This window comes from Terriglobia bacterium, from assembly GCA_020072565.1.
In the GTDB taxonomy this organism is placed as follows: Bacteria; Acidobacteriota; UBA6911; order UBA6911; family UBA6911; genus JAFNAG01.
This window is the reverse complement of record JAIQGI010000007.1, coordinates 231,341-254,572: the sequence shown is the minus strand read 5'-3', so window position 1 is coordinate 254,572 and position 23,232 is coordinate 231,341. Positions and strand designations below refer to the sequence as shown.

The following is a 23,232-nucleotide window of genomic DNA, read 5'->3' as shown; positions in this document are numbered from 1 at the left end:
AGGACGCAGAGATCGCAGAGAAATGCTAACTCACAACTTGGCTAGAGTCTGCTTGGCTTCATCAATTCCCGGGAACGACGGGTTCAATTGAATCGCTTGACTGAGGGAAGCCCTTGCTCTCTCACGATCGCCGCTCTTGAAGTACGCCATGCCGAGGTGAAAATGATAAGTGGCGTTCTTCGGATCCATACTCACACAGTCCCGCAACAGATCGATTGCGGGCCGGTACGCCCCTTTCCTGTAATAGACCCATCCAAGGGTATCGGAGACGTTCGGCGAAGCAGGTAATTTTTCCTTTGCCGTCTGGGCCAGTTTCAGCGCCTCGTCCAGATCCCCTCCCGTTTCTGCAAGCAGCCAGGCCAGGTTGTTGGCGGCTACGGGGGATTTCGGGTCAATGTCGAGCGCCTCCCGATAATGGAATTTTGCCGCCTCCTGATCGCCCTGCAAATCGTAGATCGAGCCCAGAATCAAATGCGCTCCGAGCGACTTCGGATTCACCTTCAGGGCGTTCTTGAATTCCTGAATGGCCTTGTCGCGCGAGTTCTGAACGAAAAAGAGCTGTCCCAGCAGACCATAGGCGGTGATGTTGTTCTTGTCAATCGAGATTGCCTTTCGATAGGCTTCCTCGGCCTTTGCGAATTTTTTCTCGCTCAGATAAATCTGACCGAGAATCTCATAGAGCCTGGCCGCCATGGGCATCACAGAAATCTGTCGATTGACTCGCTGCAGGGCTTTCTCGGGCTGCCTGTTCCTTATATACAGGTTGGCCAGACCCGCCAATGGGTCCAGATTATCGGGACTGCTTCGCAGGGCCGATTCAAAAGCGGCCTCGGCCTTTGTCGTCTCCCCCAGCTCTACATATGCCTGACCAAGACGATAGAGGGCCACGGGATTTGTGGGGTTCTGCTTTACCAGCGTCTCCAGTTCGGCGGCTGCCTCTTTAAATGCCCCCTTGCCTGCATAGGCAGTACCCAGGATCAGGCGGGCGTCGGCGGCGTTCGGATTGACCTTCAATGCCTGCTGGGCATAGCGCATGGCCGAGTCCGGGTCCGCCATATCAAGCTTGAGCTGTGCGAGGCTGACGGCTGCGGCGATGAACCTGCCGTCCGCACGTAGTGCTTCACTCCACTCGGATTCGGCCATCTGATTGTTTTTGTTTTGAAAATGCGCCAGACCCAGATAATAGTGTGCCGGGGCGGAAGCCCGATCATTGGTTACCGCCGTCTGCAATTCAACAAGAGCTTCTGGAAGCCTGTTCTGGCCGACGAGCATCCTCGCCTTCAGGATCCGGGCCTCGGTGTCCTTGGCATTGGCCTTCAAAACCTCATCCACCGCTTGGATGCCCTGGGCGAATGCCTTCTGGCTCAGAAAAGAAGCAGCCAGGCGCTTCTTGAGGGTCACATTTCCGGGATCGTCCTTGATGAGAGCTTGATAGATCCCCAGGCTCTTGTCTCCATTTCCGGTAGCGGCGTAATAATCTGCCAGGTCGGCGCGCGGAGCCGGATTCCCGGGGTCAAGCGCAATGGCCTTCTGATATTCCTCTTCGGCCTTCGGATTGTTTTTCTGGCTGAGGTAAACCCGCGCCAGAAGCTGGTGCAGGCGCGCATCTTGGGGAGATCTTGCGGTCTGCTGGGTCAACCGCTGAATGGCTCTTTCCGGCTTATTCTGTCTCATGTAGAGGTCGGTAAGGGCCGCCATGGACTCGGTGAATTGCGGGCTGCTCGTCAAGGCTGCCTCGAATTGGGCTTCAGCCTCCGGTAGATTCCCCAGGTTCAAGTAGCAGAGTCCGAGTTGATGCAATCCGGCCGGATTGCCCGGATTCAATCGCACAAACTCTGCCAGGTCGGTACTGGCTCGTTGGTAGTCCCGCTTGCTGCCGTATGCACTGCCAAGAATAAGCCGCGCAGCGCTCAGCCTCGGGTTCATGTCCAGCGCCTGCTGGGAATAACGGATGGCAGAATCGGCATCGCCGCCGTCAAGTTTGGACTGCGCAAGCGCCAGATAGATGGGAGCATACTTTCCTTCCCGGTTGGCCCCGTCGGTCCACTCCGTCTCAGCCCGCTTGCGATCCCCGCCCTGCATGAAGGCCAGTCCGAGGAAATATCGGGCAACCTGCGAACCGGGTTCATTCTCAACTGCCTTCTGCAAGACCGCCAGGCCCTCGCTCCTTCTGTTCTGTGCCATCAGAGCGCGCCCCTTCAGGAGCAGGGCGCTGGTGTCCTTCACATTGCTCTGGAGAGCCTCGTCGGCCACCTGAACCACCTTGTCGTATTGTTTGGTGGCCAGCAGGATCTCTGACACGCGCGTCCGCGGGGCTGTTTGAGTCGGATTATCCCGCAGGATAGCGTGAAGGGTGTCGATGCTTTTTTCAGGCCTGCCGATGCTTGCGTAAAACTCGGCGAGCGCCGCCTGCTGGTCCGTATTCTTTGGATCTATCGCAAGTGCCTTCTGGTATTCCTCCTCCGCTCTGGCCAGATCCTTCTGGCTCAGATAGACCTTGGCCAGTACCTCATGCACCTTAGGCTGATTCGGGGATTGGGCGAGGATCGCAGTCAATCGCTGGATTGCCTTTTCCGGCTTTTTCTGCGTGAGATAGAGTTGCGAGAGGGAAGCGATCGTTTCGAGGTGGTTCGGGTCAATCTTCAGTGCTGCCTCGAACTGAAGTTCCGCGCGGACCGCATCGCCGCGCGCAAGATATAGCATGCCAAAGCGCTGGAAGCCGGTCGGGTTACCAGGGTTCTGCTTTACGAAGCCTTCCAGTTCAATCGCCGCGTTTTCATAGTCCTGTTTCATTGCATATGCGCTTCCAAGCATGAGGTGCGCCTGGCTGGCGGTGGCGTTGAGATTCAGCGCCTGCTGCGCGTAGCGGATAGCGGCATCGGCATCGCCGGAATCCAGCCTGAGTTGGGCCAGCGCCAGGTATGCCTGAAGAAGAGTCGGGTCGGCGCGGTCAAGGATTTTGACTGCCGTCTCCAGCTCAGTGGCTGCCTGGTCGGGGCTCTTGGACTGCAGGTATGCCAGGCCGAGGAAGAAATGGCCGGTAGCGGAACGCGGCTGGGTTTTTACCACAACCTGCAGTTCTTTGATGGCCTCGGTGGGCTGGTTGCGGATCAAGTGGATTCTTCCTTTGAGGAGGAGCGCTTCCAGTTCTTTAGGATTTTCCCGGAGGATGTCGTCCGCCAGTTTCTCGGCTTTATCGAATGAGCTTTGGTTGAGGTAGATATTGGCGAGTCTCTTTTTGGGGAGGGGATTTTTGGGCTCGGCGGAAATCATTTTTTCAAGGGTTTGAATACCCTGCTCGACTTTTCCGGCTGCCAGGTAGAAATCAACCAGGACGGCCTGCTGGCGGCTATCCGTTTTGTTCATTTCCACAAGCTGTTGATAGAGCTGCCCGGCTTCGTCAAATCTCCTGGCTTGCAGGTAGAAGAACGCCAGTGCCTGCACGGTGTCGCGGGATTGCGGGGCAGCCTGCAGCGCGCCCTTAAACTGCTCCTCCGCCTCGGCGAGCCTCTGATTCATCAGGAAGAAGTTGCCGAGGGCCAGCCGGGCTTCCGGGGAGCTATTGCCGGCTTCGGCAGCTTTCCTGAAGATCTCTTCCGCCATCTGTGGCTGCCTGGCCGGATCCTGTGCCGGTCCCAGTTGCAGGTAGGAGGGGAGCAGCTTGGGTTCGACTTCGAACCCCCGCCTGACCTCGCCAATGGAATCGTTCACGCTGATTATGCCCGCGTAGGTGTTTCCCAACAGGATCTGGGCCCGGATATTGTTCGGCTCGCTCTTGAGAATGATCTGCGCCTTGGCGCGCGCTTCGCCGAACTTGCGATCCATCAAGAGAAGATTCCCAAGGCGAAGCTGAGCCTCGCGATGGTTCTGATCGACGGCTACCGTCTTCTGGAACTCCTGGTAGGCATCCGGAAATGTTCCCAGACGGAGATAGGCCAGCCCCAGTTGGTAGTGCGCTTCTGCCAGGCCCGGGTCTCTCTTGATGGCGTTCTTGAGTTCAATGATCGCTTCGCTGTACTTTCCCTGGCTGAGCTGTTTCTTGCCGTTTTCGAGAAAGGTCCTCGGATCCCGGCTGCATGCCGCGGCAAAGGCCAACAGCGCAATAACAAGAATCAAACAACGAGAGCGAGTCGGGCGCGACATTTCAACCTCCGAACAAGAATTCACCAAAGAGAGCGAGAGACTGCAGAGGGGACCCTTCTCTTGCTATACAGAGCGCCATAAATAATGCCGCAAGCGAACGATCATTTCGGGCGTGCGACGAGTTTTGGGGGTGTCATGAAACAATGGCTTTTAAGGCCCGACGGGCCGCCAGTTCGTAGGCCCGGCCGTAAGGCCGGGATCCGATTCCGGATGAAAATCGAGCGCCGAAGGCGCGGCACTATTGAATCTTCAGGTGCCACGCCTTCGGCGCTCCATCTCCCTGCAATCCTTATCCCGGCCTTGCGGCCGGCCCTTCGGGCCTGAATGACCACAAAATCATTTTGGCGGGCACGAAGAGTCGCTTCCCGGTTCTTATGTGTGCCTCAGGGATTCAGACAACATACGACTGCCCGGCAGGCGGCAGAATTTAATTCGTTTTGTATGACCTGAATTATTCACGAAGTTGGATGGCAAGCACGATCAGCGCGAAGCGCTGACCCCTGCGGGGCGGCAAAAGCTTCTGCACGGCGACAGGACCAATACTGACGGCGTTTGTCGGCGTTTTCCCGCGTCCAGAGATCCCTTTTCTGCCATTTATTCAGGAAGAAGCCGGGCTAGTCAGGCAGGTATTGGCCGAGGAGTGGGAGCAGATCCCTGACGAAAGTGACGGCATTCTGCTCGGCGGTCGTCTCGCCTGCTTCCCCGGCACTGGTCACAGGGCTGATCACGCGCACGAGAGCGGCATCCGTCCGGCTGGTTCGTATGGCATCGAGCACGGCATAGATCTTACCCCAGTACTCACTGGCAACGACACGACCATGACTTTGATACCAGTACAAGACAACCTGCTTGTCCATGCCCCTCTGAATCACGATGCGGTTGATACGGAACTCCGTTTGTGGCGGGTCGGCGCCTTCCGAGACAGCGCCGGCATTAATGGAAATGGGCAGGATGTCCTTCTCAACGGGATTCCATCCGGCACCCGGGAGGCAATTGAGCGGAGAATGAATCGTGTTCCCCTGGCGCTGGCTGCGGTAATACCCTATATAGAGGCCGACCGACGCCCCTGCAGTGCCGAAGTACCTCCTGTTGGTATAGTCGTCCACTCCAAGAACTCTGAGGGTAGTCGGATCCAATTCTGTTGCGCCTTCTCCTTCCCAGACTCCGATCCGGGCCGGGAGCTCTGATAATGACCGGCGTATGGGCACCGGTTCCGACTTGGAAGCAAAGCCGATATAAACTGCTCCGGCAACCAGCAAACAGCTGACTATCAGTGCTCTGCCGACCACGTTTCCTCCATCAGATGCTACGCAGTGCGTCTGAATCAGGTCTTGCGCCGCGAGACCGGGACCAGCCATTGGATAAGATGCTGCAGCACAAAGAGCATTAGAAAGGCTATGACGAAAATGAGCCAGCCGGAAAATGTGTGAAAGAACCCTTGCGCCGCCTCCGGCCCGAAGCGATGCGCCGCCACTCCCGTTCCGGCAACCCGCAACCCGTTGGCCAGGATAGCGACCGGAATGGTTGCCAGGGCCAGCGCCGATCGTGCCCAGATTCTGGCATCCGTGAAGTAGCCGTAGATAATTCCGAGCGTGAGCAGTGAAATCAGCGATCTTATCCCGCTGCAGGCTTCGGCCACTTCGAGGCTGGTGTTTGCCAATTGGATGACATTTCCCTCGCGCAGAACCGGGATGCCGGCGCCGGAGAGCACCAGCTCGCCGAACCGGGAGGCGACCAGTTGCAGGGGGAAAGCAATCTGGTTAAAGATGATGGCGGGAATCGGGATCATCAGTAGCAGGAACGAGATCGGAAAAATGAGGATCTTGAGGTGGTGCCGGCCGCAAATGAAAAGAACAGCTCCTGCGATGGTTCCGAGAATCGAGACTCTGGTTAAGAACAACTCGGATCCCAGCACGCCGGCGAGCAGCATGGCGATGCTTCCCAGGATCACGACCAAGCCCAGCAAACTTGGCCGGAGCTGGGCAAGTGCGAGCCGGCTGCGCCGCTCCCACACAAAGTAGAGCGCGATCGGGAGAATCAGAAAGCCGTGCGAGTAATTCTCGTCGATCGTCCAATCGTTGACCAGTCCGGCGATCACGCCGTAATACGAGAAGGCAAAGCTGGCGAGCAGAAGAAAAACGGCTGCTATCCTGGACCTGCGCGGCAGTGCGACTCCGATAGCTTCTATGATGTCCTCACCTTTTTACGATCTCTTCGTTGTTGAGCTACGAAAGCCCGTGTCTTTCCATGAGCTCGTATAATGTCGGACGGCTTACGCCCAGAGCTTTGGCGGTTTTTGAGATATTTCCCCCATTTTCCTGCAGTGCCTTGGCGATCACTTCCTTCTCCACTTCGTCTTTGGCCTCTTTCAATGTGGGTTTGGCACGCGTTTCGCCAGGTGCATCCAGCTCGAGCTCAGCAGCGTTGATGTACTGCCCGTCCGAGAGCACCATGGCCCGCTTGACACGGTTCTGCAGCTCTCTGACATTACCCGGCCAATCGTGTGCTTTCATCGCTACCAACGCCTGCCTGGTGAACTTTTTCGGCGCGATATGGAGTTCCTCGGAGAAGGCTCTGACCAGATGCTCCGCGATCTCGATGACATCATCGGCGCGCTCACGCAATGGCGGGAGGGATATGGTCACGACCGCCAGGCGGAAAAAAAGGTCCTCGCGGAATCTGTTTTCCTTGACGGCAGTCTCAAGATTTTGATGGGTAGCGGCAATCACCCGGCTGTCGACGGTAATGGACTCTCTCCCACCTACGCGTTCGACAATCCGATCCTGGAGAAAACGCAGGATCTTCACCTGGAGCGCCGGTGCCAGGTCCCCGATTTCATCAAGAAACAGGGTGCCTCCCTGAGCATACTCCAGTTTTCCGCGGCGTTGCGCAGTGGCTCCGGTGAATGATCCCTTTTCGTGGCCGAACAGCTCGCTCTCGAGCAGCGTCTCGGGTATGGCGCTGCAGTTGATGGCGGCAAACGGACCGCTTTTCCTGCGGCTGAGGTTGTGGATAGCCATTGCGACCAGCTCTTTGCCCGTGCCGCTCTCCCCCAGGATCAGCACCGGAACATCGGTGTTTGCCACCTTGCGAATGGTGGCAAACACCCCTTTCATCGGCAGGCTGGATCCGATGATATCCGCAAAAGAGACCTGCTGTGCCAGGCTGCGCTCTTCGATGCTCTCTCGTTCGAGTTGGAGGCGCTTATAGACCCTCTTGAGCACGACGCTCAATTCATCCAGATCCACCGGCTTGGGGAAAATATCGTGCGCCCCCTTCTCAATGGCACGCAACGCGTTCTGTCTCTCGGAATTGCCGGAGACGATGATCACCTTGGCGATCGGATTCTCAGCCAGCAACTCTTCGAGCGCGAGCAAGCCTTCGTCGGCCTCTCGCGGATGCGGCGGCAGACCGAGGTCCAGGAGAACCACTGGTATCTGCTCTTTCCTGAAAATGTCGACGGCATTGGGGCGATCGCCGGCAATAAAGACTTGGTATTCCGTCGAAAAGGCCCATTGGATCTGCTTGAGGATCTGGTCGTCGTCGTCGACCACCAGAATCTTTGGCAGAGAAGATATTACGCCTTCCTGGTTCTTACCGGCTCTTGCCATAGCATCCTTGGTTTTCATGGGTTCGAAGGGCCAAGGCTGTGCGCCGATCGTTTATTCCGGAGCCGGCACTCTGCCGGTACGATTGCACGCCAATCTTTTCCCTCGTGCCGTCGGCGTCCGTCAGCGTTTATCCGCGTCCAAAAACACATTGCCATATTTATGAACTAAGTCGCAGCAGGGAAAGTGATCCGAACCACGGTTCCTTTCCCCTCTTCACTCTCCACATAGATGTTCCCGCCGTGAGCTTCAATGATCTTCTTGGACTGAAAGAGGCCGATGCCGAGGCCATCGCTCTTGGTAGTGTGGAAGGGGAGGAAGAGTTCCTTCTCCAGAAACTCCCTGGCGATCCCTCTGCCGTCGTCCATCACGGCGAGTTCCACGCTGCTGTCGTGACGGGCCGTTTTGATGGTAATGGATCCCTCCGGGGATAGCGCCTCGCGCGCATTGAGCAAGAGATTCTGGAGCACTCGCAGGACCTCATCCGCATCAAGGAAAATCGGCGGCAGCTCGGCCAGTTCAAGATGGACCCGGTACGAAAGGCCGGCATTGAGACTGTCGACCGCCGCGTGCACGATCTGATTCAGGTCATCCAGTTTCTTGTTGGCGGCGAGATTGGTGGAAAACGTCCGTAAATTGTTGCAGAGCCGCTTCATTTTTTCCGCAGTGTCGAAGACCGACTGGAACGCGTCGCGCTGAAAGTCGGGGTTTCCCTGGTGGCGCGCGGCGTTTTTGGCGATCAGCGAGAGTGTGGAGGCGAAATTCTTGAGGTCATGGAGGAGGAAGGTGGAAAAGGATTTCAGCGCTTCTGTCTCTTTGGCTTCGACCAGCGTGGCCAGCAGCTCGTACTTGTGGAACTCGCTGGCTGCGTGGTTTGCGAGCACGCGCAGAAACTCGCGCGCCTCCCGGTCGTAATGTCGGCCGGTGCGATCGGAACCGGCCGTGAGGAGCCCCACGATCCTGTTACTCGATACCAAAGGAACGAGGATCGAGGCGTTCGTCCGCTGCATGAATTGCCTGAGCTTTTCGGCGTCTGCGATCTTTCCCAGATCGGTTTCCATGAGCGGTTCGCTTCGCTCCAGCAGTTTGTCGATGATGCCGCTCACCTCGGTCGATTCGGGGTCGGCCATCGTGCCCAACAGGGCGAGCAGGACCAGCCTGTCCGGGTTCCTGCGGCGGAGCCAGACGCTCACATCGATGGACCCTACAGCGTTCTGGATCAGGCGCGCCAGGGAGTCGGCAGTCTTTCGGGGATCGTCAACCGACTTAACCCTTTCGGTCGCCTCCAGCCAGAAATGGCGGTAGTCGTACCTGCCGGCAAAGATGTTGCGATGAATCCAGGCTCGCGCCCGGTGCCGGAACTGGGTTGTCAGCAGTACCATCGCCAGCAGAAGAACGGAAAGGAGGAAGATGACCGCTTCCGTCCTGATCCCCGTTTCACCCCGTTGGCTCACCCAGCGCGCAATCAGGCTCGAAGCAATCAGGTAAGTGCCGACCGCCAGGAGGGTGATCGAACTGTAGATGAAGCTCTGAGAGACCCTGATGACGCTTCTCCCCGAGCTCCTCCGCCACGAGACCAGAATCAGGGCGCATGAAATCGGAAACATCAAGGTAAAGACATGGATTGCATCCTGCGGCAGGAGTGCGTACTGGAATGAGTAGAGGAGCACTTTGGAGGCGATGTAGGTAATTGCCGCATAAGAGGCTGCGAGCCCGAGGATCAGGAACTTGACCTCCCATCTGACACTCTCTTCGACACTGCGGAGGATCGATTCCATGTTGGCAAAGGCCATCACACAAACCACAAGCAGGTAGATCGAGGCCAAGTATCCCCCCGGTCCCAGCGCGACAAACGCCGGGGGCAGAAACCTCTGGTCAACTGCAGGCGGCAGCAATAACAGAAATATCAGCAGAACGGGAATCGGGAAGAGAATTGCCGCGACCAGCTTCCGTTTTTCTGCAAGCGCCTGACGGTAATGGGGGCGGGCTATGCTCCAGGTAAAAAGAAGCCCGCACGGGGCAGCCAGAAACACACAGCAAAACGCCAGACGGAAAAACGGCGCTGCCATCGTCCCATTGGGATCATAGGCAAATGTCAGGGTGCCATGGGCGGCGGCGCTGAAGAAAAAGAAACAGCAAAGCAACCACGAAGCCTGCCCGAAACGCCTGAACAGCAGCACGAGCCCTGCGCTAATAAGCCCGATCGAGGCTGAAATGATCTGGAAAAATTCCAGGGAGGTCATGGATGATCTTTTTTGCTGTCCGTCAATTTCTTCATCGGCACCTTGAGGGTCTGGCCGACGATGGGCAATTCCAGGGTGATAAACTCTGCGTTCGGCGGTTTTGCTTTTAAATACCGATAGATCTTCAGCGAGTTATCGGACAGTGGACCACTGTTGGATTCAATGGGGATTTCCTTTATGAGTTCGAAGTCTTCGGATTGAAGGAAACTGCGCAGCAGTCGGTGGATTGGAATCCCGGTATAATCCCGCGTCTCTATGACTATGATCGTCACGCCATATTTGTCCAGTATGTCTCGAATATCACTCTCATTGTGAGCGTGAATGGTCAGCTGGCCACGCCAGACAGCGGAGGAGCTGAGCAGCTTATCTCCTCTAAGAACAACCGTACTGCGAGCAGGGTCCAGGGAACGAATGAAATAGGTGAAATAGCCATTATTGTAAGCATCTATAAGGACCGTTGGGCCGCGAAGATTGCTCAGGGCGACTTTTGCCGCCTGGTCGTAGCCGGTAGCATAACGGGGTTCGCGTTGATAGGTGGCATAGATTTGATATAGGATCACAATGACGAGAATCAACGATGAAACTTTTGCAACGAGCTTGATATTCCTCAATTGGTAAATCGGGAAAGCAGCAAAATAGGTGAAGGCAGGAATCCAGAAAATCGTGTAGCGCGCTTCCTTGGCGCTGACAAAAAAAGTAAAGACAATATAGGTAGCTGCGATCAAGCAGGCGAAGTACAGGCTGGCTCGATGCCGTTTGGCGGCCGCGAGTGCCATGCCCGCCAGGCCAAGGAGCAGGACCGGGCCGGTTAGTTGTTGATGATAAATAAGATAGATATACTGCAGCAGGTAACTCCGGGAGTTGCTGGCAAGCAGATTGATTTTTGGGGGATCGCCTCCAATGGATTGGGCGATGTTGAGTTCACCCAGCCAAATTGTCAGGATCGCCAATGGAATCAGGAGCATCCCGGCAATGATCATCGCGAACCAGGTCGATTTGCGCTTTAATATTCCCAGGAGCTTTCCTGCGAGTGCGGCATATAAGAAAAACCAGAGAACGGTGAAGACAGCGGTCTGTTTGGTCCATGCGGAGAGTGGAACCAGGATTGCCGTTGCGTACAGATAACGTTTGCCGTGATCTGTGAGGAACAGATAAAACGCGTAGGAAGCCAGCAGGCACATGGAAAGTGCCGGTATTTCCAGCATCGTGTACCATCCCCACTGCGCCACAAAGGGCGTCGTGACGAGAAGGGATGAGGAGAAAAAGGCCGTCGGGGTGTCGGACATGCGCTGCACCAGGCGGAAATATGCCCAAACCCCAGCCAGGGCGAACGCAAGCACAGCAAGCCTGCTGCCCCAGAGGTTGATGCCGAACAGGATATTAAAGATCGCTTCGACAAAGGCGAAGAATGGCGGTTTGTAGCCGATGCTGAGAGCAGGGTATCTTGCGTAATAAGTGGCCGTGAACTCGAATACCTTGGTCAGAGGCATTTCCTGAAGGAAGTCTCTGATAAAAACGCCATCCATCAGGTTCCGATCGGCATCTGGAAAGCCAATGCTGGTGTTGCTCAGGCCACGCAGCAAGAGCGTGGCGGTCAGAGCGAAGAGGATGCAGAGACACAAGAGTCGGACTATCTGTTCACGTTTCATAAGAGAAGGAACGGCACTCGTCGCCCTTTGCCCGCAGGCCTGAATAATTCATGGATACACCAGGCCGCGAAGCGGCCGCGTGAATTTCATCGCTCCTGATATGCCCAAACGGATTCGGAAATACCACAAATTTCTCGCGCCGCAGGCGCTCTGGAGTGCGGCGGCATGACGCCGCTTTGGCTATTACGAACCTCAAACGCGGCGCCATGCCGCCGCACTCCAAAATCTGAAAGCATGCTCGGCCCATTTTGACTGGCTGGGGCCCGGGCCGGATCAATGCGGGTTTCGGGAGACGGGAATTGCCTGCCGGGGGAAAGCAATCCCGGGGATATTTCCACGCTGGATTGAAAAGGACTTTGCCGGTGGCGGCATTCTTATTAGAATGTCCGCGAAGATATGGATATCGGCGCAGGAATTTGAGCCGATGTTACTGAACGATCCAGGACGCTCATGAGTTCGCCCGTGCCCATCTTGGCGGCGTGGGGCGAGGGTAGTGACGACAAGAACAGGAGGTACCGGCTTTGTGTGGAATTTGCGGCGTTTACTATTTTGACGGGAGACCGATCGACGAGCTCGTGGTCCGCAAAATGTCCGATATCCAGCGGCACAGGGGGCCGGATGAATCCGGCGTCTATGTGGGCCGGCAGGCCGCTTTGGGCCACCGCCGCCTGAGCATCATTGATCTGAGTACTGGCCGCCAGCCTCTCAGTAATGAGGACGGCAGCATATGGATAACCTTTAATGGCGAAATCTACAACTTCCAGGAACTTCGGGAAGGGCTGAAAGGCCATCACGACTTTCGGACCCGTACCGACACGGAGACCGTCGTTCACCTGTACGAGCAATATCCGGATAGTTTCATCGAAAAACTGCGAGGCATGTTTTCATTCGGATTATGGGACCAGGCCAGGCAAACACTGATCCTGGCCCGGGACCGTGTGGGTAAAAAGCCTCTCTTTTACTACCTGGACGATGAAAAACTGGTTTTTGGTTCCGAGATCAAATCGATTCTCTGCCACCCGGCACTCCGGCTCGAAATCCGTGAGGACGCCGTCAGCGACTATCTCTCACTGGGTTACGTTCCGGCGCCCAAGTCCATCTACCGCCGGATCCACAAGGTGCGGCCGGGACATTATCTTAAATTTGAGGGACCCAACCTGCGGGAAATACCCTACTGGGATCTCAAATTCGCCGAGGACGTAGAGTTCTCCGAAAAGCAATGGCTCGAAATGTTCCTGGCTGAATTGAGAACCGCGGTGGACATCAGGCTGATGAGCGAGGTGCCGCTGGGAGCATTCCTGTCCGGCGGGCTCGACTCATCGGCAGTGGTCTTCGTGATGAGCCAGATCCTCAAACAGCCCGTGAAGACTGCCACTATCGGTTTTGCCGAGGATTCTTTCGACGAATCCGCTTATGCCCGCCAGGTGGCCAGGCATTTAGGCAGCGATCACCACGAGCGCGTTGTGACTCCGGAGAAGATCGGCACCATCGAGAAACTGGTCTGGCACTATGACGAGCCCTTTTCAGATTCTTCGGCGCTTCCCACCTACTTTGTCAGCCAGGTGGCCCGCGAAAAAGTCACCGTTTGTCTCAGCGGCGATGGCGGTGACGAGAACTTTGCCGGCTATCGGCGCTACTTTTTCGACCAGCAGGAAAATCGCCTGAGGGCCGTCATGCCTCTGTGGCTGAGAAGGCCGGTTTTCGGCCCCTTGGGCAGGATGTATCCTAAAATGGACTGGGCGCCCCGGTTCATCCGCGCGAAAACGACTTTCCAGAGCCTGGCTCATGATGCTCTGGAGGGCTATTTTGAGAGCATGTCGACATTCCGCGGCTACGAAAAGCCCTCTATTTTGTCGGACGATCTGAAGGCTCGTCTCAAGGATTATCAGACCATAGAGGTCTTTCGTGAGCATTACGACAGGGCAGGTACGGCCGATCCCCTCTCACGGATCCAGTACCTCGACATCAAGACCTATCTCACCGACGACATCCTTACCAAGGTGGACCGTGCCAGCATGGCCAATTCCCTTGAAGTCCGATGCCCGCTGCTGGATCACGTGTTGATGGGCCTGGTGGCAAGGATGCCCTCCAGATTGAAGCTCAATGGAGGAACCGGCAAGTACCTTTTCAAGAAGTCGATGCAGGGATGCCTGCCGGACAACATTATCCATCGGTCCAAGATGGGTTTCGGTGTTCCTCTTGCAGATTGGTTCCGGTCCGGGATCCATGATTATGCCCGGGAATTCCTGATCGGGAGGAAAGATCCCTTCCTCAACTCCGCATTTATCAGCAAGATGTGGGACCAACACCAGTCTCGAGTCAGAGACCGCTCCAACGAGCTGTGGAGTATCTTAATGTTCCGATTGTGGCTGCAGCGCTTCGCTCCTGAAGTCGGATGAGGCTCCCGTTCAGCTCCTGGGCGCCGGCACGGCCTGGAGGATATCCTCGATCAGCTTTCCAATCTGCTGCCACTGGTGATGAATGCAGACGTAGTCTCGGGCATGCTGGGCACACTCTTCGCCGAGTTGCGGCGCGTCCAACAGGCGCAGGATCTGCCGGGCGAAAGCACCTGGCTCGTCTTCTATTCTGAGGCCGTCTTTCTCGGAGGCTCCGATTCCCTGAACCGCTCGTGAGGTCGAAACGACCGGAACCCCCGATGCCATGGCTTCGAGAATCTTGTTCTGAATGCCCCGGGCGATCCGGAACGGAGCGACGGATACGGACGCCATCGCCAGGTAGGGGCGCACATCGGGGACCCACCCGGTTACCTTGACATTGGCGATTCGGCCCAGCCTGATAACCTCGCGCGCGGGGCGGCTTCCCACGATATAAAAACGCGCCTCCGGCCTGCTTTTCCGCACCAGAGGGAAGATGTCCTTGCAGAAGTAACGAACCGCATCTATGTTCGGAAAGTAGTCCATTGCCCCCACGAAAATGATGACGGGACCGTCCGCAAGGACCGGACTGGCAACGCGCTGCGCAAAGTAGTCGAAGTCCACGCCGTTGGGAACCACAGAGATGGGCCTGTGGTTGATCCTTCTCCTAAAGAGGTTGGCTTCCGCTTCAGAAACAAATATCGAATGGTCGAAATTCAGGGAGATGCGCTCTTCATAGTGCGCCAGGCGAACCGCTTCTTGCCGGTAAATCAGTGACCGTGGGAATGAATGATAGCCGGCATAATCGCGCCACTTTTCGGAATCCACGTCGACAAAATCCATGATGCGCGGAATGTGATTTACATCCCAGACATACTCTGCCATGGTCGAAGAAAAGACAAATATTCTGTCAAAGTGCTCGGAAGCCAGGCGTTCGGCGATTTTTTTCTGTAGTTGCTTCGAGTGAAAAGACGCTACCGAGAGCGACTTGTTGGTCAGCAGGGCGGCCAGGATTGCGGTTTTCGCTGACGATGAGCTGCGGTAGACAGTGTCAACAGCAGCACAATAGTGTTTGAGCTCGTTTATGCCCTGCAGATCCTCGACCTGGTCGATCATGCACGCCAAATGCACTCTGTGGCGTTGCGCAAGATGCCGGATCTGATGAAAAGATCGGATCTTGTCACCTTTGTCAGGAGGGTAGGGAATCCGATGACAGAGGTAAAGTAGGTTCATCCTTGATTCCTTTGGCGCATCGTCGTCGGGGACGACGGGGAGCGGAACCCTGATTTATAAGAAACGCCGCAGCTCGGCTTCCACGGTTTCCCACTGACGCAGCTTTTCTTCCCTCAATTGCTGTGCCTCCTCTTGATATTTCCTGAGGTCGGCTCTCATCTGAACAATGCCCCGTACGATGTCCTCGACTCTGTTATCGACAAAGACTGCGCCCTTATGGAATGTTTTCCTGAGAACCTCGAAATTGGACGTGATCACCGGCTTGCCGAGATAAATGGACTCATACGCTCCCCGCTGCATTGTATGGTCCACGGTAGTCAGGCATATGACCGCGTCCGAGGACATCAACAAACCGACATATTCGGCCTCCGGCAAAAATCCGGTGAACACGACATTATCCGGCCTATTTTTGACAAGACTCGGATCCGCATCCGCATGATCGCCGGTGACATAGAACTTGATTTGGGGCAGGCTGCGTGCGGCGCGCAAAAACAATGCCACGGGCTCATCCCTGGTAAAGCTGCAAACGAGGGCCATATTGGAACCGCCGTCGAGGCTCACGTGCGCAGGATCCGGGAAACAGACGCGCACATCCGCGACGATCGTTGCATGCGCTCCCCATGCCTGCACTAATTTCTGAAGATACTCGTTGGTTACAATCGTCGTAGCTGCGCGCCGTGAAAAATATTTGTGGATGAAAAGGATGTGCCGCCATGGTGGGTCCACGAATGCGGCGGTGTGCGCGTCGATCGAGTAAGAAGCCCCCGCAAGTTTTGCATAGACCAAGACTGGAAGACAGGCGACGATGGGAGGCGTCATTACGAAGACGGCATGCGGTTTGGTTCGGATCAGGATTTTCAGGGTCTTTACGATCTGGGAAGCATACTTGAAAGCGATCGTCGAATATCGGCTTCCCCATGCCCCCGAGTAGACCATATAGGAAGTTCCTCCGAGCCTGCGGGCGATGCTGTCGCTTCTTCTGCAGGAGAGGGCCCACGAAATGAATACCAGCTTGTTGTTATGGGAGCACTGGGTACTCATGCGCTCGTCTGCCTCTCATTTATCGCCGGGCATGTAGTTTGGAAAGGTGCTTCGTTCGGCGTGTCCCGGGATCGGCGGGCGCGAGGGCGCACCCGTTGCAGCAGGGTCGCTTTCAATATGCCCGACCCATGCGAAATGCGGCTTAAAGCGGCACCCGATCTGAGCCGGGATGTCGAGGAGGCGGCCGTTTAACTGCCGATCGCTGGACACAACATGGATGTCCTCGTAGTTAAAGTCTGCGATGGGATAGTGCCTGATGGCGAAGGCGTTTTTGATTGCAGGTATCTTCATCCAGTCAAAACCCATGAGCTTCGCACAGAACGCATCAACGGAAACCGGGTTGGCTCCTGCGATCAACAGGCCGGTGTGTTTTGGGTCCGGAGACAAGGGGCCGTCACCTTCGCCGGCCGTAATGGCATCGACAATGCTGATATAGGGCTTGCGCGTCTGCGGAATATCGTGTCGTATTGAACCATCGGGATTGCAGTACAATAAAGCCTTATTGAGGTCCAGGATCATGCGCCATATGGTGTCGTTCCCGTGCCAGTTTCCGCTTCGAATGACTCGCCGGGTATCGCCGAAAAACATTCTCACAAGGGTTATTGCTGGCAGAAGATATCTCCCCGCCCGCGGCTGTGTCGACAGGAGGTGTTTAATGCGACGCGCCAATGCACCTTCCCAGCGGTTTTTCATTGAATTGTGCTGGAATTCATCACCACCTTGTTCGGGTGTGCCCACTGAGTAATGAGGAAGCCAATTCTTGTAAGTGTTGATGCCCACAAGATTTTTGAGCGAGGAGGTAATGCCAGCCTTTTTGTGGGTTTTTAGTTTGGGAAGATTTATAAATACATCAGCCGAAATGACGGATCTAGAAAGTTTGTATTTATGGTGGCCATTGGAGTGGGTCAGATTTGTTTCATTGATATCATAGTCCGCACCATAGTAACGACGGCTACCTTGTTGCTGCGTATTAAATTCGCTGAATTGGCCAAGATCACATTGTGTGGAGCCGAGAGGGTCTCCCGGCAGTCTTCTGCGCTGCAGTGCGACGTCGTGACTGACGGTCCACTCGTCATCGCGAAGGTCTACGATGTCAACCTGTATGCCATGACGCTTACCCATTTCTACCCATTGATCAGGTCTCATGCGGTCCATCAGGGCTCGCCAGGAGCAAGAAGTCGCAGGAGCGTCGGTGATCACAACTCTTCCTTTACCCTGAAGGAAACGCAGGACGGAATCAAGCACGCCAGTTATTACGCTGGGATGTGTTATCAAGCTTTGCCATTCATCAGGGCGATACTTATGAGCGCTGTTGATCCAGTTGGGTTTGAGAATCACACATTGACCCGGATGAAGATACTGGGAAAAGAGGTCATCCCAGCGAGCAATACAGGCCATAATCTCAGGACTATCATATGTGGCGCAGGGCTCGGCGAATACTCTTGAACACTCATATGCCATGGGCTCTCCCAAGGTAATGTATTGTGCGATCTATTATTCAGGTAATTCCATTAAAGTAAATCATTGCCTCTGAGGACGAGATACAAAAATGCTCCGCTTTTCCGGCGTTAGATACTCCTAGGATGTGGTTTTTAAACTCAAAAGGCACCTCGCGCAATCGGTGCGCAAGCAGCGGGCAGTTTTGCTAAAAGCGTGGGGGTACCTTGGAAATAACCCACCGAAACTTGGCGTTCTCTGTTCTCGGGATGGACGGCACGTAGTCCACCCGAATCTTGATTTGGCCGCCGAGTCTTTCATAGAAGGCAGAGAGCAGCGCTTTTTCATCCTCAACGGTATATCCATCTCTCTTTACGATCTTTATCGTAAGTTCTCCGAGGCTCTCCTGGATTATCTGGGATTCTGTGATGTTGTGCATCGGCTTGAATGGGTGCGTCAGGACGGAAGGAGAGATAAGTCTGCCGTCGGGAAGGGTGACGATGCTCTCATTCTTTGTAGTGACATCCTGCATGAGAGGAAAAGAACGCCCGCATTCGCATCCATGACCCTTTAACGACGACGCATCCTTCATTTCAAATCGAATCAGGGGCATCGCGAAGTTATGCAGGCCTGTGGCCACAATTCTGCCGAGCTGGCCAGGGGACACGGGTTCGTCGTTCGTGTCCAGAAACTCGGTGATACCGTAGTCGGAGTTGAGATGGTGGCCGCAGTGGCTGGGACATTCCGTGGCAAATGTGACACGTTCCGCCATGCCATAAGAATCATACACGCTGCATGCAAATACCTCTTCGATTGCTTCACGCTGATACCCGTATAACGTTTCCGAGGAGGTAAAAACTGCCTTTAGCGGAAACCGTGATCCCATTTTCAAAAGATAGAGAGCCAGAATATAGGTCGTTGACGGATAGCCTTCGATGAATTGTATGTTTCGCCTCGACATCTCGTCAAAATAGCAGGCGATGTTATCTTGCTGCAGATGGAAGGCTGACAGAAAGAGCTGATGATTAATGTAATTGTATCTCCAGAAAGGTGGCCGCTCTTGTCGTATCGGTACGATCATTCTCCCCTGCAATGAAGCGTAAGGCTGCCCATAATGGAGACCGGCCCAGGACTTGAAGCGCCAGTCGGCTGCGTGGTGAACGACGCAGGTGCGAATATCGTAATATATGTCCAACGGCGAGCCCGTTGTGCCGCTGGTGTGGCCATGACGTAGTAGGATTTTAGGATATGCTGTGGAGGTCAGTCTATGAAGATTGGCTCTTGTCTGGTCTCGGTTTAACACCGGCAATTTGGGCAGATCCTCAAGCGATCGAATATCGGCAGGGAGGAGCCTGAGCCGTTTCATCTGCTCGTTGTAATAGGGGACGGTGCGATAGGCATGTGATATCAAGAGTTTTAGCCGCTCATTCTGGTAGGACCTCAGGTCAGCCACAGACATCCATTGATTCTTTGTGAACTGCTCATAGACTTTCTGAAATTTGCTTCCGTACCGTTCTAGGTGGAGTTCCAACGCCTTTACGTTTAGGAGTAGAGTCTGTAATGAGACAGGGCAATGATTATAGAGATTTTCTAACATGCCGATCATTACCCCTGCAGCCTTGGAACCTGTGGCGTAGCGAGGAAATATGCCAATGGCACCAGGCAAACCCACCGGAGCCCATGCCTTTCGTGTTAGGGGACATGTCGGAGAGTACCACGGGAGCCGCTCGCGTGCGGCGATCTGTCGGAAGAAAGTGAGGTCGGCAACATAGTGAAATTTATGCGCAACGCAACATGAATTGTGTCCGGAGATCAGGTTGAATAATGTTCGTTTGGCGGAACCTTTGCAGACAGAGCTGGTTACAGGCTACTGTGGGCTGTCCATAAGCGGCGATGTTAATTGCCTGTGCATGGCGGCGCCGGGCATATTCTGCGCATGTTATGGCTTTGCTTCCTGGAGAGGATAGCGCTCCACGCACGAGCACAATTGTGTTGAACGGGGCGAAAGTCCATTCAGTAGGTGACTCGATGTTCTATCGATTGCATCTCCCTCTTCTGGCTGCTCAGGTTGTTTCGGGCAACAAGAGCCAGTGTTTTATTTCTTTTTGGCGTTTGCCGGCGCACCAGGTCGCAGAGGAAGCGCCCCGATTGGTCGAGTCGAGATGATCAGTTCGTCGTACCACACATAACATATCGGATGAACTTGCGTCGGATCTTTGTTTGTTTGATATGGGAGAAGCCATACTTTTCCGTAATTGCCATAGTGGGTTGGGTCATTGTTTATAAGATCAAAATGATTGAAACTTATAATATACTCCATTGGCTGCCCTTCCCGGCCTCCCCACAGTTCGACCTGTGAATTCCTAGGCGTAGTTCCCGATGCCATCGCAGCATTCCACGCATTGCGCAGGCCAATAAACCAAGTGCCAACCTTCACGTGAAGTTCAAATGTCATCCACTCGTTGGCATAAAACTGGAAGCAGTTGCCGGAAGCATGGTAACCGCAGCTGGGAGAAGGTCGGGCATTTTGCCAGAGAATCGGACCCATCCAACTGTTATCAAATTCTATAGTCTCATCGGAATGGTGATACATCCTGGGGATGCCATACTGATTGATGTTTTCTATGACAATGTTTTGCGGACTGTGAGTAAGGGAGCAGCCACCGCCAGAGTCGATCGAGAGGGCGGCCTGAGGACTGCAGTTGGCATGATCCCCCTCACCTACAGCAAGCACCTTGAAGCCATCGCTGTTTGTAAAATGAGTGCTCAAAAACTCGGTAGAAAATCTCATTTTCCAACGGATATAAAACTCACTGCCAGGATACACGGGAGGAAAATTTGTAAAATAATCTCCTGATGTATTTGCTGGTGACTGCGAGGGGATGGTGAATTTCAGTGATCCGCCATCCGAAGCATAGGTTGTCGTGTCTATTGTGGGCGGGACTCCATTAAACGATGGATTGGTTTGGCTGACTATATAATCAATACCGGAAGGTGATCCAAAGGACTGATAAGGCTGGTAATACGCACCTAAGGGAATGTCAGCGTTACTGTTGAACCCTACACACTTAAGTACACCCGGCTGCGCGCATAGCTGGGAAAATGTCAGAACGGGCAATTGGCCAATGGCTGGTGTCTGCGCAGTGACTGCATTGCATTGGGCGGATTGATTACCTGCCGTGTCAAAAGCGGCAAGACGATAGCTGTAAGATGTGGTGGGACTAAGAATGGTGTCACTGTAGAATATCGAAGTTGTGGATGCAAGCAGCAAACCATCACGGTACAGCCGATATCCGGCAACACCGACGTTGTCTGAAGATGCGTTCCACGAAAGGTTTATCTGTGACGATGAAAGCGGCGTAGCAGTGAGGCCTGTGGGAACCGAAGGAGGTGCGGTATCAAAGGTTGTGCTTTGAGTGACGGCACTGACGCTTGCACTCAGAGCTGAGAGGTTGCCTGCGGCATCGAAGGCAGCGACTGCATAGGAGTAAGGCGTGCTGGGCGAAAGGTTCGTGTCCTGGTAAGACGGAGCTGTGACGGAGGCGACTTGGTTGCTGCCGCGGTAGACGATATAGCCGGCAACTCCGACATTGTCGACGGAGGCAGTCCAATTCAGATCTATCTGCGTTGCAGAAACGGTGGTCGCGGTCAATGCTGTGGGAGCCGACGGAGGGATAGTTTCTCCATTTCGCACGCCGAGTTTGTAGATAAACACATCGTCATCTGCGCTATTAACCAGCACAAACACATTTTTACTTGGGCTATATCGGAATCTGCCGTAAGTTCCATACAGATCCCGATGCGTCGGAGTTACGGTGTTAGTCGCGGCCGCCGGAATCTTTTCCAATACCCAGGCTGCAGTATATGGCGCGGCTCCAGGATCGAGGGTATAAACGCAGGTCCTCTTGGTCGGGTCGGTCAGACTGGCGCCCCATGCGACAAACTTTCCTATGGCTGGATCAAAAACGAAGCCCGGATTGCGCTCCTTTATGATTTCGTTAACGTCAAAATTCCCGCTGAGTGTGGCGATATGTGCCGCCTGCGTTCCCGGTTGAGCATTCCACCATCTCACTTCGCCGTTTCCGGAACAGGATTGCAGCTGCAGGGAGTCTTCGTTCAGTATGGTGCCAGCGCATCCGATGGCAACGAACAAATGACGGACAGGATCAAGGGCGCCCGTCATATAATACCCTATAGGTGTTGGCTCTGTGTAAGTGTTCCCATGATCTATCCACGCACCGGCACCGCCATTTGCCGCAGGGTTTAGTTCTATGAGCCAGTGCCCCCCCGAGGGAGCCATGTACCACACATGACCGCTTGAAGGGTCATAATCGCTGATGGCCCCATACATGCTGGCTGGTGTTCCACCACTAAGGTCAGGAAACTTCTGTATCTCCCAATCTCCGGTCGTAAAGTTGAAGGCATCCACGTGATCAGAATGGACATTTCCATTGGGAGCAAATGCAGTTCCGCCAAGGGTTAAAAACCGATCTACGGGATCAGGAATATATGTCAGATAACCATAGGTATGCCGTGACCTGGGATGACCGTCCGGATAATATACCTCTGTTTCCGGGTTATTGAAAACCAACGAAGGATCAATCGCCCTTCCCCAGGCCTGAACGCCCTGATTTACCAAGTTCAGATCGAAGGTGTACACGTCGTTCCTGTAAGTAACTCCATGCCCTCCACCCCAAATTATCAATCTATCCCGTTTGCTGTCGAAGGCGCCGCCATTCCAGATGGATATGATCTGGCTAATATCCCCAAGCCCAGAAGGATTGTTTGGATACGCAACTCCTGAAGTTCTCAGCTTCGAGTTCGGCACCTCGTACCATTGCCCTGGTTGCAGGGAGTCAACAGGTCCTGGGGGAGTATGAGACAGTCCAGCAAAAGCATAAAGCACGAAAAGAAATGCGATTACGAGCTTCAATTTCATAACATACTCCTCAGTGTCTGCGATACGGCCGGCGTCGTCGAGTTAGTCCTGAAATGGGCGATGGTTCTGACTTCCAAGAGGTCTTTATAGGCCATGGGCATGCACGTCTTTGATGCGGATATGATCGCCAAGCAGCTTGTCACCTTCCAGACATCGGGGAGAAATCCGTCAGGACAAAGACCGGGATTGGCGAATGAGGTTGGGCACAGGCAACGGTCCGCAGTGAAGTTTGCCGACGAAACGAACATCGGCGCGGTAGAAAAAGGCCAATGTCTCAACCTGAATTTTGCCCCAGTGGCGGTAGCTGCATCCACCAATGTCTCATTGCGTCTGAACATTCGAGAAACTTCCCATAACAGCATGAAAACCCTGCGAGCCCAGCGTCGGCAACAGGGTGCGATCACATTGTCGCACTGAAATAGAAAATCTATTGTAACGAATGTCACAGGAATCAAGATTTAGAGGAGTAGTACTATTAGTATAGTTGTCAAGATGTTCTGAGGGGGGAGCTGCGGGCCGCGCAGATACAGCGTGGGCATACGATACTCCCCATAAACGGCATGT

General features: G+C 54.6%; 13 protein-coding genes. 2 read left to right on the top strand and 11 right to left on the bottom strand.

From position 1 onward, the window contains the following. Nucleotides 1-30: 30 nt before the first annotated feature. From LAP85_06425 to LAP85_06400, 6 genes are all read right to left on the bottom strand, one after another. Entirely contained in the window at nucleotides 31-4,143 is a 4,113-nt protein-coding gene (locus tag LAP85_06425; GenBank protein MBZ5496022.1) for a tetratricopeptide repeat protein, read from the bottom strand. A 614-nt stretch (nucleotides 4,144-4,757) separates the two neighbouring features. Further along, nucleotides 4,758-5,432 carry an EpsI family protein gene (locus LAP85_06420; GenBank protein ID MBZ5496021.1) on the bottom strand — a complete coding sequence of 225 codons (675 nt, stop codon included), beginning with the start codon at nucleotides 5,430-5,432 and terminating at the stop codon, nucleotides 4,758-4,760. 35 nt (nucleotides 5,433-5,467) lie between these two features. Then, nucleotides 5,468-6,334, bottom strand: coding sequence for an exosortase/archaeosortase family protein (locus tag LAP85_06415; GenBank protein ID MBZ5496020.1), 867 nt, complete (start codon nucleotides 6,332-6,334; stop codon nucleotides 5,468-5,470). A 34-nt stretch (nucleotides 6,335-6,368) separates the two neighbouring features. Continuing rightward, nucleotides 6,369-7,754, bottom strand: coding sequence for a PEP-CTERM-box response regulator transcription factor (gene prsR, locus LAP85_06410; protein MBZ5496019.1), 1,386 nt, complete (start codon nucleotides 7,752-7,754; stop codon nucleotides 6,369-6,371). A 164-nt stretch (nucleotides 7,755-7,918) separates the two neighbouring features. Continuing rightward, nucleotides 7,919-9,994 carry a PEP-CTERM system histidine kinase PrsK gene (gene prsK / locus LAP85_06405; GenBank protein ID MBZ5496018.1) on the bottom strand — a complete coding sequence of 692 codons (2,076 nt, stop codon included), beginning with the start codon at nucleotides 9,992-9,994 and terminating at the stop codon, nucleotides 7,919-7,921. Then, entirely contained in the window at nucleotides 9,991-11,643 is a 1,653-nt protein-coding gene (locus LAP85_06400) for a glycosyltransferase family 39 protein (protein MBZ5496017.1), read from the bottom strand. The genes prsK and LAP85_06400 overlap by 4 nt, the downstream gene beginning before the upstream one ends. Before the next feature lie 521 nt (nucleotides 11,644-12,164). Between LAP85_06400 and asnB the strand changes: the two genes are divergently transcribed. Continuing rightward, on the top strand, nucleotides 12,165-14,042 hold the full coding sequence (gene asnB, locus LAP85_06395) for an asparagine synthase (glutamine-hydrolyzing) (protein ID MBZ5496016.1): 1,878 nt from the start codon (nucleotides 12,165-12,167) through the stop codon (nucleotides 14,040-14,042). 9 nt (nucleotides 14,043-14,051) lie between these two features. Here the strand turns inward: asnB and LAP85_06390 are convergent, their stop codons facing one another. The 5 genes from LAP85_06390 to LAP85_06370 all read right to left on the bottom strand — a co-directional run bounded on the left by LAP85_06390 (nucleotide 14,052) and on the right by LAP85_06370 (nucleotide 22,668). Then, entirely contained in the window at nucleotides 14,052-15,251 is a 1,200-nt protein-coding gene (locus LAP85_06390) for a TIGR03087 family PEP-CTERM/XrtA system glycosyltransferase (GenBank protein MBZ5496015.1), read from the bottom strand. 54 nt (nucleotides 15,252-15,305) lie between these two features. Continuing rightward, nucleotides 15,306-16,292 carry a glycosyltransferase gene (locus LAP85_06385; protein ID MBZ5496014.1) on the bottom strand — a complete coding sequence of 329 codons (987 nt, stop codon included), beginning with the start codon at nucleotides 16,290-16,292 and terminating at the stop codon, nucleotides 15,306-15,308. 15 nt (nucleotides 16,293-16,307) lie between these two features. Then, nucleotides 16,308-17,753: a DUF362 domain-containing protein gene (locus LAP85_06380; GenBank protein ID MBZ5496013.1), complete on the bottom strand. Its 1,446-nt coding sequence runs from the start codon at nucleotides 17,751-17,753 to the stop codon at nucleotides 16,308-16,310. 184 nt (nucleotides 17,754-17,937) lie between these two features. Beyond that, a complete protein-coding gene (locus tag LAP85_06375) occupies nucleotides 17,938-19,335 on the bottom strand; it encodes a hypothetical protein (GenBank protein MBZ5496012.1) in 1,398 nt (465 codons plus the stop codon). Between the two features lie 489 nt (nucleotides 19,336-19,824). Next, nucleotides 19,825-22,668 (bottom strand): hypothetical protein, encoded by a 2,844-nt coding sequence (locus LAP85_06370; protein MBZ5496011.1) that lies wholly within the window; start codon nucleotides 22,666-22,668, stop codon nucleotides 19,825-19,827. A 120-nt stretch (nucleotides 22,669-22,788) separates the two neighbouring features. Between LAP85_06370 and LAP85_06365 the strand changes: the two genes are divergently transcribed. After that, nucleotides 22,789-23,085: a hypothetical protein gene (locus tag LAP85_06365; GenBank protein MBZ5496010.1), complete on the top strand. Its 297-nt coding sequence runs from the start codon at nucleotides 22,789-22,791 to the stop codon at nucleotides 23,083-23,085. Nucleotides 23,086-23,232 lie beyond the last annotated feature (147 nt).

What these genes read in the sequence shown, in the direction of transcription:
- LAP85_06365 (MBZ5496010.1), top strand. Translation starts at nt 22,789, where the DNA reads ATGATCGCCAAGCAGCTTGTCACCTTCCAGACATCGGGGAGAAATCCG.
- LAP85_06375 (MBZ5496012.1), bottom strand. Translation starts at nt 19,335, where the DNA reads ATGATCGGCATGTTAGAAAATCTCTATAATCATTGCCCTGTCTCATTA.
- LAP85_06425 (MBZ5496022.1), bottom strand. Translation starts at nt 4,143, where the DNA reads ATGTCGCGCCCGACTCGCTCTCGTTGTTTGATTCTTGTTATTGCGCTG.
- LAP85_06380 (MBZ5496013.1), bottom strand. Translation starts at nt 17,753, where the DNA reads ATGGCATATGAGTGTTCAAGAGTATTCGCCGAGCCCTGCGCCACATAT.
- LAP85_06385 (MBZ5496014.1), bottom strand. Translation starts at nt 16,292, where the DNA reads ATGAGTACCCAGTGCTCCCATAACAACAAGCTGGTATTCATTTCGTGG.
- prsR (MBZ5496019.1), bottom strand. Translation starts at nt 7,754, where the DNA reads ATGGCAAGAGCCGGTAAGAACCAGGAAGGCGTAATATCTTCTCTGCCA.
- prsK (MBZ5496018.1), bottom strand. Translation starts at nt 9,994, where the DNA reads ATGACCTCCCTGGAATTTTTCCAGATCATTTCAGCCTCGATCGGGCTT.
- LAP85_06400 (MBZ5496017.1), bottom strand. Translation starts at nt 11,643, where the DNA reads ATGAAACGTGAACAGATAGTCCGACTCTTGTGTCTCTGCATCCTCTTC.
- LAP85_06370 (MBZ5496011.1), bottom strand. Translation starts at nt 22,668, where the DNA reads ATGAAATTGAAGCTCGTAATCGCATTTCTTTTCGTGCTTTATGCTTTT.
- LAP85_06390 (MBZ5496015.1), bottom strand. Translation starts at nt 15,251, where the DNA reads ATGAACCTACTTTACCTCTGTCATCGGATTCCCTACCCTCCTGACAAA.